The sequence below is a fragment of the Litoribacterium kuwaitense genome, from assembly GCF_011058155.1.
Taxonomy (GTDB): domain Bacteria; phylum Bacillota; class Bacilli; order Bacillales; family DSM-28697; genus Litoribacterium; species Litoribacterium kuwaitense.
In genome coordinates, this window is sequence record NZ_JAALFC010000024.1 from 41,958 (window position 1) to 55,132 (window position 13,175).

General features: G+C 40.7%; 12 protein-coding genes. 10 read left to right on the forward strand and 2 right to left on the reverse strand.

Annotated features, from left to right (window positions below; translation table 11 throughout):
• Positions 1 to 40: 40 nt before the first annotated feature.
• Entirely contained in the window at positions 41 to 715 is a 675-nt protein-coding gene (locus G4V62_RS12415) for an AroM family protein (RefSeq protein ID WP_165202674.1), read from the reverse strand.
• Positions 654 to 2,393, reverse strand: coding sequence for an ABC transporter substrate-binding protein (locus tag G4V62_RS12420; protein WP_165202676.1), 1,740 nt, complete (start codon positions 2,391 to 2,393; stop codon positions 654 to 656). Before G4V62_RS12420 ends, G4V62_RS12415 begins: the two co-directional genes overlap by 62 nt.
• A 226-nt stretch (positions 2,394 to 2,619) precedes the next feature.
• On the opposite strand from G4V62_RS12420, the gene G4V62_RS12425 reads away from it, so the two are divergent.
• From G4V62_RS12425 to G4V62_RS12470, 10 genes are all read left to right on the forward strand, one after another.
• Positions 2,620 to 3,585 carry an ABC transporter permease gene (locus G4V62_RS12425; RefSeq protein WP_165202678.1) on the forward strand — a complete coding sequence of 322 codons (966 nt, stop codon included), beginning with the start codon at positions 2,620 to 2,622 and terminating at the stop codon, positions 3,583 to 3,585.
• Positions 3,586 to 3,605: 20 nt separating this feature from the next.
• On the forward strand, positions 3,606 to 4,481 hold the full coding sequence (locus tag G4V62_RS12430; protein WP_376768313.1) for an ABC transporter permease: 876 nt from the start codon (positions 3,606 to 3,608) through the stop codon (positions 4,479 to 4,481).
• Positions 4,482 to 4,497: 16 nt separating this feature from the next.
• Positions 4,498 to 5,529, forward strand: coding sequence for an ABC transporter ATP-binding protein (locus G4V62_RS12435; RefSeq protein ID WP_165202682.1), 1,032 nt, complete (start codon positions 4,498 to 4,500; stop codon positions 5,527 to 5,529).
• A complete protein-coding gene (locus G4V62_RS12440; protein ID WP_246218428.1) occupies positions 5,504 to 6,475 on the forward strand; it encodes an ABC transporter ATP-binding protein in 972 nt (323 codons plus the stop codon). Before G4V62_RS12435 ends, G4V62_RS12440 begins: the two co-directional genes overlap by 26 nt.
• 16 nt (positions 6,476 to 6,491) lie before the next feature.
• The gene (locus G4V62_RS12445; protein WP_165202686.1) at positions 6,492 to 7,442 is read left to right on the forward strand and encodes a DUF1177 domain-containing protein; all 951 of its coding nucleotides are present in this window, start codon (positions 6,492 to 6,494) and stop codon (positions 7,440 to 7,442) included.
• A complete protein-coding gene (locus G4V62_RS12450) occupies positions 7,439 to 8,710 on the forward strand; it encodes a M20 family metallopeptidase (RefSeq protein ID WP_165202688.1) in 1,272 nt (423 codons plus the stop codon). Before G4V62_RS12445 ends, G4V62_RS12450 begins: the two co-directional genes overlap by 4 nt.
• An 85-nt stretch (positions 8,711 to 8,795) precedes the next feature.
• Positions 8,796 to 9,560, forward strand: coding sequence for an IclR family transcriptional regulator (locus G4V62_RS12455; RefSeq protein ID WP_165202690.1), 765 nt, complete (start codon positions 8,796 to 8,798; stop codon positions 9,558 to 9,560).
• A 28-nt stretch (positions 9,561 to 9,588) separates the two neighbouring features.
• A complete protein-coding gene (locus tag G4V62_RS12460) occupies positions 9,589 to 10,518 on the forward strand; it encodes an aminopeptidase (RefSeq protein ID WP_165202692.1) in 930 nt (309 codons plus the stop codon).
• A gap of 409 nt (positions 10,519 to 10,927) precedes the next feature.
• Positions 10,928 to 12,283: a DEAD/DEAH box helicase gene (locus G4V62_RS12465; protein ID WP_165202694.1), complete on the forward strand. Its 1,356-nt coding sequence runs from the start codon at positions 10,928 to 10,930 to the stop codon at positions 12,281 to 12,283.
• Between the two features lie 145 nt (positions 12,284 to 12,428).
• Positions 12,429 to 13,175 (forward strand): LysR substrate-binding domain-containing protein (locus tag G4V62_RS12470; RefSeq protein ID WP_165202696.1); only part of this gene is annotated, 747 nt, incomplete at its 3' end.

Consider the following 13,175-nt stretch of genomic DNA (forward strand, 5'->3'; position numbering starts at 1 on the left):
TGATTCTTAAGGGCTGCTTGATTGCCAGATAGATCGTATTTTAATATAATTCAGCCGCATTTTTGAACACAATGTTTCGTGATAAGATCACATTTTTACGTGAATGTTTTTTAACAATGACTTTCATTTGTTCCGAATAACCGATACAATCTAGAACTATGGTATTGATATCATAGTTTCTGAGTTCATTTGCAGCCGTAATAAGCGATTGTTCATCGAATGCGTATGGAGAGCTTGCTGCAGGTATCGCTTTAAAACCTGCACTTTTCCATTTCTGTTCAATAGATTTAAATTGTTCTGGTAGAGGTACGATGATACCGATTTGTCCTTTGTTTCTAAAAATTCCTTGAGCCACATGGTTTAATAAATAATCTGGATAAATGATTGGAACATCTGAGTGGAAAGGTTTAAATTCGCCTGTACACGCCAAGACAATCAAATTTACTTGATCTTGATTAAATTCACTAATGATTTGTTGAATGATGGGAAGGATTTTTTCTTTAGCCATGGTAGCATCAGTACCATCTTTTAGTCTTGAAACAAGCGTCGTTTGACCAGGTTCAGGCTTTATTTGATCCAGTTTTTCATGAGTAAAATGGTCAAGTACACCACGTTGGATAAATTCAACATTGTGTGGAAAGAATTTTTCCACTTCAGGTATTAGATCTGTTCTTGGTGCTTGCCCAATTGTAACGACACCAATTTTTATGCTCATGGATAGAACTCCTTTTAAATAAAGAGAAGCAGAATAGGTTTCTGCTTCTCTTGGCTGAATTATTTTCAATTGAAATATTGGCACCATTTGGACTGACAACGTAAATAGATTCGTCAGGGGATAGGTTGAACCCTTTGACTTTGGTAGTGACACCTGTTGCAATATCGAGGTTATCGAATGCGATTGTTGCATAATCTTCTAAAATTTCTGTGACAGCTTCTTGATATAACGCAGCGCGTTCTTCTTGGTCAACTGTTTCTGTTACTGCGCGGTCTAGGAGTTCATCTACTGTACTGTTTTCGTATGCTTTACCATTACCATTAGACCCGTGTTGACTAGAGTGAAAACGTGGGTTCAGGAAAAAATATGGGTCTGGATACCAGGACCAACCGCCAATGCTCAGTGGCGCGTTATTGTTAGAGATCGTTTCTGTTAATGTGCCCCATTCAGAGACTTGGATGTTCACATCAACATTTAAATTTTCTTTCATTTGGTTTTGGAAAATTGTCGCATAGTTTGTACGTGATTCGAGTACATAAAGATCAATTTCAAAGCCACCTGCATATTCCGTCTGATCTAGAATTTCTTTTGCTTCTTCCGGGTTATATTCCGCTTTTACTGACTCAAAAGATTCATCATAGCCCCAGGAGCCCTTTGGTAGTGGTCCATGCGCAACAGTACCCCCACCCCATTGGTGTACACCTTGGACGATTTCTTCAATATTTGTCGCTTTGGAAATCGCTTCTCTGACTTTAGGGTTGGCAGTAGGACCTTGTTGGTAATTCATATCGAGATAAGTGATGGATAGACCAGGAGTGGATAATAACTCCAGATTTTCATCCTTTTTAATAACCTCTCTATTCTGCCCTTTGATATGTGTAGCGATGTCAATGTCACCGGAACGTAAAGCATTTGTCCTCATCGACGGGTCAGTAATGAATTTGTAAGTGACTCCATCAAGGTGAGGTTCTTCACCCCAATAGTTGTCATGCTTTACTAAGTCCACTTGCTGGTCAGTTTGCCAATTTTCCAGCATAAATGGGCCTGTACCAACTAAATGAGCACCAAATTGATCTCCCCAACCTTCCACTTCTTCTTTTGGAATAATGATATTACCTTGGTCGGTCAACATAGCTAGTAAGGCGGAATTTGGTTCCTCTAGGTGGATTTTGACTTCAAATTCAGACGTCACTTCCACACTTTCAACACCAGCTAATCGGTTTTGTGCTGAATTATTAACTGAACGCTCTAAGCTGAATTTCACGTCTTCAGCAGTCATTTGTCTTCCGTCTTGATATTCTCCTGGTTGGAAGTAAACATCATCTCTCAACTTGAATGTGTAGGACATCATATCATCGGCAGCTTCCCACTCAGTGGCTAATGAAGGTATGAAGCTTTGTAAATCTTGATCATAGACAATTAAAGTGTCTGCAATCGAGCGCATGATTTGTCCTTCATAAACCCCTGTATACAGAGAGGGATCTAACGTTGCTGCATTGGATGATAACCCAATATTCAATATGCCACCGCTCTCAGTATTTTCGCCTTCGGCAGCTTCTTTGCGATCTGTTTGGTTGGCTGTTTGAGAATCATCTCCTGAAGAGCACGCTGCTAGTACCATTGAAACTACACCGAAAATTGCAACGAATAAAGCCAACTTACGATAACGCTTTAGCATGAAAATTCCCCCCTTTTAATTGATTCATATACTGAAACGAAGATTCAAATAATGAATTATAAATCAATTTACACAAAAACGCCTTGATTGTAAATAGTATTAAAAAAAAAACAAAAACTTTGCGATTTTTAAAATAAGCCATTTACACGAGAGTGGAAGGGTGGTAATGTTCAATTAATTCAAATACTAAAACGGTAGTTCAAATACTGAATCAAGGAGGGGTTTTTTGAGGGGCTTTTTATTTAAGAGAATATTACAGTTAATCCCAACATTATTAATTGTTGCGGCGATTGTATTTCTCATCACTCGCATTTTACCGGGAAATCCAGCTGCTGTAATGCTGGGCCCTCAAGCTAGTGCGCAAGATATAGCTGAATTTTCTGAAAAGTTAGGATTGAATGATCCGCTTTATCAGCAATTTTTTGAATATGTCATCCGTTTAATTACATTAGACTTCGGAAATTCGCTTTCTTATAATCAACCGGTTGTCAATTTGATTCTAGAACGTTTCCCAAATACGATCATCTTGGCAATCAGTGCGATATTAATCGCTGTGACCATCGGAGTGCCCGCAGGGATTATTGCTGCGAGAAACCAGAATAATATTATTGATTATTCCGTTACAACCTTATCTTTAATCGGTGTTTCAATGCCAATTTTTTGGTTAGGTATCATGTTAGTCCTCTATTTCAGCGTTAACTTGGGATGGCTTCCTGCCACAGGGATGGGGTCACTAGAAGAAGGTTTTGGAGATTTCCTCAGCCATCTGGTATTACCTAGTCTTGCCTTAGCCACAATCCCTACAGCACAATTTTCAAGGGTCATTCGTTCCAGTATGTTGGAAACCATTTCCCAGGACTATATTAAAACCGCTCGTTCAAAAGGCTTAAAAGAATCTATCGTCATCTATAAGCACGCTTTTAAAAATGCTTTGACTCCTTTATTGACGGTCATGGGGTTGCAATTTTCTATGTTATTAGGCGGAGCAGTATTGACAGAGACGATTTTTAGCTGGCCTGGAATGGGATTGTTAATTATTGATGCCATTGAAAAACGGGATTTTGTCGTTGTACAGAGCACAGTCATTTTTATTGCGTTTATTTACGTAGTGATTAACTTGATTGTTGATGTACTTTACAAAGTCGTTAATCCCAAAGTCAATCTTGGCAGCGATGGCGGGGGTGAAAACTAGGAATGAGTACAATGGAAGAGATGGAACAAGCGAAAGAGCTTCAATATCAAAAAGCTAAAAAAGAGCAATCTTTTATCCGGAAATTATTGCGTAATAGATTTGCTGCACTAGGTTTATTTGTCATCTTGCTTTTATTGATCGTAGCGTCATTCGCACCGTTTATTGCCACGCATCCTCCAAATCAAATGGAAGTAGGGAATACTTTGTTGGGTCCTGGTGAAGCGGGACATCTTCTAGGGACGGACAGCTATGGACGTGATATCTTTAGTCGTATTGTTTACGGAGCGCGTATATCCTTAATCGTTGGGATTTCTGCAGTATTGTTCGGCGCTATTTTCGGCTCCCTTCTAGGGTTGATTTCCGGGTATTTTGGAGGCAAAACGGATACGGTCATCATGAGATTCATTGACGGTATGATGGCATTTCCTTTCATATTGCTTGCCATTGTTTTAATGACTGTATTAGGTCAAGGCCTAGTCAACGTCATTATCGCTATTGGAATTTCTAACATTCCCGGATTTGCTAGGGTTTTTAGAGGGCAGGTATTAAGCGTAAAAGAATCAGAATATATAGAAGTCACCCGGTCATTAGGTGCTAAACATGGAAGGATTTTGTTTAGGCATATTGTTCCTAATAGCGTAGCTCCATTGATCGTTTATGCAACGATGGGCGTTGCCGGAGCGATTATATCTGAAGCGTCCTTGAGCTTTTTAGGATTAGGTGTTCAGCCTCCTACAGCTTCCTGGGGGAGCATGTTGCAAGAAGGTAAAAATTATCTTGTTTTAAGCCCGGAACTCGCAACTTTCTCAGGATTGGCAATATTGATTACAGTGCTTGGTATCAACTTATTCGGTGACGGGTTAAGAGATGCTCTAGACCCTAAGATGAAGTTATAGCGGGGGTGATGAACGTATGACAGAAACGCTTTTAAGTGTAAAAGATTTAAAAGTCGAATTTAAGTCAGGGTCGATTATTACAAAAGCTGTAAATGGTGTGAGTTTTGACCTGGCTGAGAATGAAAATATCGGAATTGTAGGGGAATCGGGTTCTGGAAAGAGTGTTACAGCTACTTCTCTTCTTCGTCTAATTCCTGATCCACCTGGAAAAATCACAGGTGGTGAGGTCAATTTTAAAGATAAGGACTTATTAAAGCTTAAAAAAAATGAAATGAGGAAAATTCGGGGGAAGGAAATTTCAATGATTTTCCAAGATCCTTCGACAAGTTTAAACCCTGTGTTTACCGTTGGGGACCAGCTCATAGAATCGATTCGGACACATAATAAATTATCAAAAAAAGAAGCAAAGAAGAAGGCTGTGGAGATGCTGGATTTAGTAGGAATTCCAGCTCCTGAAAAAAGGATCGATATGTATCCCCATGAATTTTCGGGAGGAATGCGCCAAAGGGTAATGATCGCGATTGCATTATCTTGTGATCCTAAATTACTGATCGCGGATGAACCGACAACTGCATTAGATGTAACTGTCCAAGCACAAATATTAAATTTGATGAAAAAATTACAAGAAGAACGCAATATGTCTATCATCATGATCACCCATGATCTAGGCGTTGTATGGGAAACATGCGACAAAATTCTCGTCATGTATGCTGGTAGAGTTGTAGAGTCCGGAACAGTAGAAGAGATTTATAAAGTTCCGCTTCACCCTTATACATGGGGTTTATTAGATTCCCAAATTACAGAATCTCAGGATAATTTTTCTCCACTATCCACTATTCCAGGGAGCCCGCCTGATTTAAGTTTTGAAATTACAGGGTGTCCATTTGCCGATCGGTGTCCCTACGCACAAGACATCTGTTATGAGAAAACTCCAGCGTTGACTGAACCTGCTGCAGGACATGCGGTTGCCTGTCATTTTCAAACGATCGATCAGACATTGGAGCGAAGGGAGGAAGCATACGTTGCAGGAGGCACTGTTAGAAGTTAAAGATTTAAAGAAGCATTTTCCAGTGAAAAATGACATTCCCTTTAAAAAGTCGACCCAAAGTGTGAAGGCAGTAGACGGGGTGAATTTTAACGTATTCCCTGGTGAAACTTTAGGTGTTGTAGGGGAATCAGGTTGTGGTAAATCCACGATGGCACGGCTTGTTAATCAGTTGATCAAACCATCTGGCGGAACCGTCAATTTTAAAAATGAAAACCTAATTGGAATGAATGCAAAGACACTACGCAAAACTCGAAAGAAAATTCAAATGATCTTCCAAGATCCATATGCTTCTCTTGATCCACGTATAAAAATAGGGGAATTAATAGCTGAGCCCTTGGTGATTCATAAGGTAGGTAATGAAAAAAGCAGGAGAAAACGGGTGGAGGAATTACTGGAAATTGTCGGGCTCAATAAGAGATTTGCAGATCGATTCCCTCACGAGTTTTCAGGAGGACAAAGGCAGCGTATCAATATTGCCAGAGCTTTGACTTTGAACCCTGAACTTGTCATATGTGATGAACCTGTATCGGCTTTAGATGTTTCTGTCCAAGCGCAAGTCATCAACCTTTTAAAAAAATTACAAACAGAATTTAATTTAACGTACATCTTTATCTCGCACGATTTGAATGTTGTCCGTTACATGTGTGATCGCATTGCAGTGATGTATTTAGGAAAAATTGTTGAAGTCGGTTCCTTTGAAGAAATCTATTCCAATCCTCAGCATCCATACACAAAGGCGTTATTTTCAGCCATTCCTAAAGAGAGTCCTTTTGAAGAGAAAGAACGGATCATTTTAGAAGGTACAGTGCCTAGCCCATTAGATCCACCGTCTGGCTGCAGGTTTCATGAACGGTGCCCGGTGGCGATCGAAATTTGTAAAACAAAAGAACCCAAAGTTATAACATCAAATCTTGAACACCAGGCATCTTGCCATTTGGTTGACTAATATTGGAGGTATGACAATGTCAATGAAACACGTTATGGACATATATGAATTGATGGATGACATCGCAGTCACAGGAGAAACCATTAAACAATACTTATCACGTATCAGTGAAAATGGACAAATTGAAGTTCATACAATTGAAGGTGAAAAAGGGAAGACTGACTTTATTAAAGTGACGATTCCAGGTAAAAACGGTAAATCCCAAGGAGGGAATGCTCCTACGCTAGGAATTATCGGGCGATTAGGTGGTATTGGAGCACGACCGGAAATGACCGGATTCGTTTCAGACGGTGATGGCGCATTATCCAGTATGGCAGCAGCAGCAAAATTACTAGATATGACAAATAAGGGAGATCAGTTAAGCGGAGATGTTATCTTAACGACACATATATGTCCGAACGCTCCAACTCAAGAACATGAACCCGTGCCATTTATGGATTCCCCGGTTGATATTTTGACTATGAATAAATACGAAGTGGCTAAAGAGATGGACGCCATTCTCTCTATTGACACGACAAAAGGTAATAACATTATCAACCACCGCGGTTTTGCGATTACCCCGACTGTAAAAGAAGGTTATATTTTAAAAGTCAGTGACGACTTACTTTATGTATACACACAATCAGTCGGAAAACTACCAGTCACCATGCCGATTACAACTCAAGATATTACACCTTATGGGAATGATGTTTACCATATAAATAGTATTCTTCAGCCTTCGGTAGCCACCGATAAGCCAGTCGTCGGCGTGGCGGTTACAACAGAGACAGCAGTTGCAGGATGTGGAACTGGGGCGAGTCGTGTCACAGATATTGAAGAAGTGGTTCGTTACTGTATTGAAGTGGCCAAGGTTTATGGACAATCAAAATGTCACTTCTACAACGAAGAAGAATTCAACCACTTGGAAAATCTATATGGGAAGATGACACACTTGCAATCATTAGGGAAACAAGGAGAATTGGTATGACGAATAAGCAGGAACTTAAAGATCGTTTGATCAATGAAGTTGAAAATCATAAAGACGAACTGATCGAATTATGCAGCCGATTGATTCAAATTCCTAGTGAAAACCCACCTGGGGACTCGACAGAAATCACTGAATTTATTGATCAATACTTGAAAAACGCCGGTGCTGAAACGCATTGGTATGAATCTGCTGACAAAATGTACAATTTAGTATCAACGATTGGTGAAGATCGAGGAGGAAAACATTTAATTTACTGTGGTCATTCAGATGTAGTCCCAACGGGCGATCACTCGAAATGGGATTTCAATCCTACTTCCGGTGAAATTCAAAATGGCTGGTTGCTTGGAAGAGGAGCCAGTGATATGAAAGCAGGGTTAGGTGGGATTATCTATACTTTTGCTCTCTTGAAAAATTTGGACATAGATCTGCCAGGTCAATTAACGCTAGCAGTAGTGCCAGATGAAGAAACAGGGGGGGAATTTGGAGTTCCCTGGCTGTTGGAAAATCAACTGATTCATGGCGATGGCTGTTTAATTTCAGAACCATCCTCTCCCTTTAACCCTACGATTGGTCAAAAAGGATCTTATTGGTTTAAACTGAAAGTGTTTGGAGAGCCAGGTCACGGAAGTCTATCTCCGTTAGCAGGAAACAATGCTATTATTAATATGTTAGATGCTATTCATGAAATACGTAAATTGTGGGAGTTAGAGATTGAGATTCCTGATGAAGTCAAGCCATTAATCGAAAAATCAAAGCGTTATATGCGTGAAGTTGAAACAGATCGTGAAGCTTTCCAACCGGTGATGGATCATATCACTGTAAATATCGGTAGAATCCAGGGTGGTACCAAGTCGAATATGATTCCTGAAAGCTGTGAAGTGGAAGTCGATTGCAGATTACCCTTTGGCATTACACAGGATGATGTAAGTGAAATTTTGCATAAAAAACTCGATGCTTTAGGAATTGAATATGAAATAAGCCGCTTTGGATTCCGCAGCAATGCAAACTATACTGAGGCAGAAGATCCAGTGTGTGAAGCGATCGTTAATAATATCACGTATGTTACAGGGCACGAAGCATATGGAGTCATGCAGTGGGCTAGTAGCGATGCACGACATTTCAGAGAGCATCACATTCCCGTACTTCAATATGGGCCAGCTTATTTACCAAGCATTCACGGCTATAATGAAAAAGTTAAGGTAGAAGATATTGTGAGATGCTGCAAAGTTTATATTGCAGCAGTGATTGATTACCTTTATGAAGGATAATTTATAAGTTATGATGATTATGGTGCATATATTAGCGTATTTCTAATGTGTGCACCATTATTTCGTTTAGGAGGAAATGTTGCGGATGCTAAAAACATTAAGCCTTGCTTTAGAGGTATTAAAGATGTTTACGAAAGATAAACCAACATGGGGTGGGAGAGAATTAGCAGCTACATTAAATCAAAATCATACAAAAATTTATCGTATCTTAGAAACACTAGAACGACACAAATTCTTAAATAAAAATAAGGAAACAAAGAAATATTCACTTGGTTTCAAAGTATGGGAGCTTGGGAATACGGTGTCTGAAAATTTTCGTATAAATGAACTCATACATCCAATTTTAGAAAAAGTGAGCGAAAAGACAAATGAATCCGTTTTCTTAACGATCTTGGATGGTGAAGAAGGATTGACCTTCGATGCTGTGGAAGCGATGACCACGGTGCGATTTTCAGTTTCAATTGGCAGTCGTACACCGCTATTCACTGGCGCTTCATACCGAGCCATTTTAGCTTATATGTCCGAAGATTTCATAGACCATTATTTAGAAGGGAATTTTACAAAATACACAGAAAAAACGAAGGTAGATCCTGAGATCATTCGAGAAGATTTAAGGTTGATCAGAAAAAATGGTTATGCAATGAGCGAAGGTGAATATACCGAAGATGTCGTTGCAGTTGCGATTCCAATTTTCCAAAATGATCAGATTGTCGCCTCGCTAACAGTTTCGGGACCTAAGTATCGTATTGAAGATGAACATATTGAATTATTTATAAAGGAGTTATCACAAGCTGAAATAGAACTGAATAAAGTCTTGGAAAAATACGGTTCTCATTATTTTGGTTTATGAGTTTAAAAAGTAGGAGAGGAAGAGTGCGATGAGGTTAATAGATACGGCTAAATCGGTTCTATTAAAGAACTTAACGTTAAAAAAAGGTGAAAATGTACTGATTATCACAGATGACGAAAAACAAGATATTGCAGATTTATTTTACCAAGCTGGTCAGGAGCTTTTGCATGAAACGACAATTGTTAAAATGCAAACTCGGAAAAAATCCGGTGAAGAACCACCTCAACTCATTCGTTCAATCATGAAATTGTCAGATGTCATCTTATGTGTAACGGAGCATTCTTTGACACATACACAGGCTAGAAAAGAAGCTTCTGAAGCCGGTGCTAGAGTAGCTACGATGCCAGGCGTTTCATTAGATATGCTAGAAAATGGTGCGATTTCAGCTGATTATGATGAAGTCCAAGATCTAACTGAGAAGTATTGCCAACATTTAGATCGTGGAGAAGAGGTTAAACTTGTAAAAGGTGAGCATGAATTAACGTTTTCTATAAAAAACAGAAAAAGTATTAGGAGCACAGGTGTGTTCAAGCAAAAAGGCGCGTCTGGTAATGTACCGTCTGGAGAAAGTTACATAGCTCCCATCGAAGATTCTGCAAATGGAACAGTGTTGATCGATGGTGCGATCAGTAACATAGGTGTACTTGATGAACCGATCATTTTAAAGATCGATTCTGGAAGGTTAGTTGATGCTACAGGAAAAGATGGTCAAAAGTTATTAGATCTCCTAGGTGAGGGTGATGGGCGAACCATTGCTGAGTTCGGTATAGGCACAAATAAGAGAGCTCGTTTAATCGGTAATATCTTGGAAGATGAGAAAGTTTTTGGAACAGTACATATTGCATTTGGTAGCAATAAATCTTTTGGAGGAACGACGGATGCAGGTGTACATATTGATTGCATTATAAAAAAGCCGAGTGTGTTGATCGATTCGCAGGAAGTTTTGAACTTTAACTAATATGTAATTATATGTAAAATAGGAATACTTTAGTGAACGATTCCCCACTTAGCTGCGCTGAAGTGGAAGCTTCTTAGTTCCAACGCTCAAGTCAGAGGATCCTTGCATGACAAAAGCAATCTTTCAACTTCCTAAGCTCGTATGGGACAATGTTCGAGAAAAGGAAGCTAAACAGCAAAAGCTTTCAATGAGACGCCCGAGTTTGTTATTCACCAGTTTCTAGATGTACATCTTGGCAACAGCATTATGAACGATTTTTTACCGGAAAAGTAATCATATTACGAAAAAATCAGTATGTCTTTTGTGTTGCGAGAGAAAATGAAAGTAGTGCATACGTGTGAAAGGTTGTACAATAGAACAGTGAATAGACCGTAGTTGAACGGACTTGATAGAAACGAGGATCAGCAATATGACATCATTTAACGATTTTTCGTTGCACCCGCATTTGCTTAATGCTTTAGAAGAAAAGCGGATTCAGCAACCAACCGATATTCAAAGACAAACCATTCCAATGATTTTGCGTCGCAAAGATGTGATCGCCCAGGCACAAACCGGCACAGGAAAAACACTCGCTTATTTGCTGCCCATTCTTCATCAACTTGATGCCTCCAACCATGGGGTTCAGGCATTAATTGTCGCACCGACACGTGAATTGGCATTACAAATTACGGCAGAAGCGTCAGATTTGCTGGCTCACGATGATATGGATGTGCTGGCGCTCTACGGTGGTCAACAGGTTGAACAACAGCTGAAACGACTCGAAGGAAAAACACCCATTGTTGTTGCTACACCAGGACGCTTACTCGACCATTTAAATCGCGGAACGTTGCGCTTAGGCAGCCTTCGTTTTCTCGTACTCGATGAAGCGGATCAGATGCTTGATATTGGCTTTCTGGCGGACATGGAGGAAATCATTACTCGTTCGCCTGGCAACCGGCACATGGTGCTATGCTCGGCAACGATGCCGCAGCCGATCCAAAAGCTTGCTCGTCGGTATATGAAAGCGCCGGTGACGTTGAAAAGTGAATCCGACACCGTCACTGTCAAGGAAATTAAGCAATGGGCTGTTGAGACGACAGCTCGGGCGAAAAAAGATAATTTAGTAACGTTGATTCACCAGCTTCAGCCATTTCTCGCCATTGTCTTTTGTCGGACAAAACGTCGTGCGAGTGAGCTCAATGGTGATTTATTAGAAGCAGGCTTGCTGTCGGATGAACTGCACGGTGATCTTTCGCAAGCCAAACGAGAGCGCATTATGAAGCAATTCCGCGATGCGAAGCTCCAAGTGCTTGTTGCTACAGATGTTGCCGCGCGCGGGTTAGATGTTGAAGGAATTACCCACGTGTTTAATTATGACGTGCCGCCTGATGCGGAGCAGTATGTGCATCGAATTGGGCGAACGGGGCGAGCGGGTGCATCGGGCTTGGCGGTAACACTTGTAACACCCGGGGATGTGAACGAGCTGAGGCGGATAGAACGAGGCATTCAGATGACGTTGAAGCGTCAAGTTGTGGAGGAAGGTCGTCTCGTTTCAAAAGGAGAAGCGTCAAAGCGGCGAGCAGGCCGGAAAGAAACTACTAGGAAGCCGAACAGCCGTCAAGCACAGGCAGACTCTACCGCGCCGTCCCGCGGTAAGCAAAAAGGCCGCAAGTCATTTGGCAAAAGTAGTGGACCGGCAGGAGGAAATAAAGTGAAAAGTACACGTCAAGCAGGTGGAAGAGGCCGGACAAAATCACAAGGCAGACGTGGTGGACGATCAAGATAAACAGCAGGTGAACTCCATAAAATGTATGCAGGATGACACTCCCAGTCTTCAAACAGGCTGGGGGCATTTTAGCTAGAATCATCCTGTGTTCCACGTGAAACAGAGCAGTTGTTTTGACTACGGATCGTGTTTGCGGGAGGGTTATATGAATATCGATAGCTTGACCATGTTTTGCCGTGTTGTTGAGAAGGGGAGTATTAGTGAAGCTGCACGTATCGGGTACGTGTCTCAGCCGGCGGTGACGAAGCAAATTCGCCAGCTTGAAAAGCGCTACAATGCATTATTATTTATGCGAACATCGAATCGGCTGATCCCAACAGACGCGGGAGCCATTTTGTATGAATATGCGAAGGAAATCGTTGAATACGATAAACGATCGATGGAGGCTGTGGGTGCCGTCCATGAGAAATTGCAAACATCTCTTCATATTGGTGCTAGTCCAACGATTGGCGAATATACAATACCGGAGCTGTTAGGGGCATTTACTCATGAGCATGATGATATCCATTTCCAATTGACGATCGGAAGCACAGAGACCATTTTAGGCAATTTACAAGATAATCGAATTGATGTAGCAGTCGTAGAAGGTTATACAGATGGTGAAAGTGTAAAGAACCAGCGTCTATTAGCTGAGAAATTTACTACTGATGAGCTTATTTTGATTACATCAAAAGACCATCGTTGGCAAGATCGGGAAAGTATTCAAGTGCATGAATTGGCTGAAGAAAAAATGATAACAAGGGAGTCCGTCTCGGGAACAAACCGGATGATCGAGTTCGCTTTGAAAGACCATGGGTATATGAGAATATTCAGTGGTACATGGCCCTCGGCAGTGTTCAAGCGATTAAAAGTGCGGTTGAAGCAGGGTTGGGCGTTAGTATTATTTCAAGAC

Bases quoted from the DNA above. Each gene is read 5' to 3' on its own strand.
- G4V62_RS12415 (WP_165202674.1), bottom strand. From the start codon at position 715: ATGAGCATAAAAATTGGTGTCGTTACAATTGGGCAAGCACCAAGAACA.
- G4V62_RS12435 (WP_165202682.1), top strand. From the start codon at position 4,498: ATGACAGAAACGCTTTTAAGTGTAAAAGATTTAAAAGTCGAATTTAAG.
- G4V62_RS12430 (WP_376768313.1), top strand. From the start codon at position 3,606: ATGGAACAAGCGAAAGAGCTTCAATATCAAAAAGCTAAAAAAGAGCAA.
- G4V62_RS12445 (WP_165202686.1), top strand. From the start codon at position 6,492: ATGTCAATGAAACACGTTATGGACATATATGAATTGATGGATGACATC.
- G4V62_RS12455 (WP_165202690.1), top strand. From the start codon at position 8,796: ATGCTAAAAACATTAAGCCTTGCTTTAGAGGTATTAAAGATGTTTACG.
- G4V62_RS12460 (WP_165202692.1), top strand. From the start codon at position 9,589: ATGAGGTTAATAGATACGGCTAAATCGGTTCTATTAAAGAACTTAACG.
- G4V62_RS12420 (WP_165202676.1), bottom strand. From the start codon at position 2,393: ATGCTAAAGCGTTATCGTAAGTTGGCTTTATTCGTTGCAATTTTCGGT.
- G4V62_RS12450 (WP_165202688.1), top strand. From the start codon at position 7,439: ATGACGAATAAGCAGGAACTTAAAGATCGTTTGATCAATGAAGTTGAA.
- G4V62_RS12465 (WP_165202694.1), top strand. From the start codon at position 10,928: ATGACATCATTTAACGATTTTTCGTTGCACCCGCATTTGCTTAATGCT.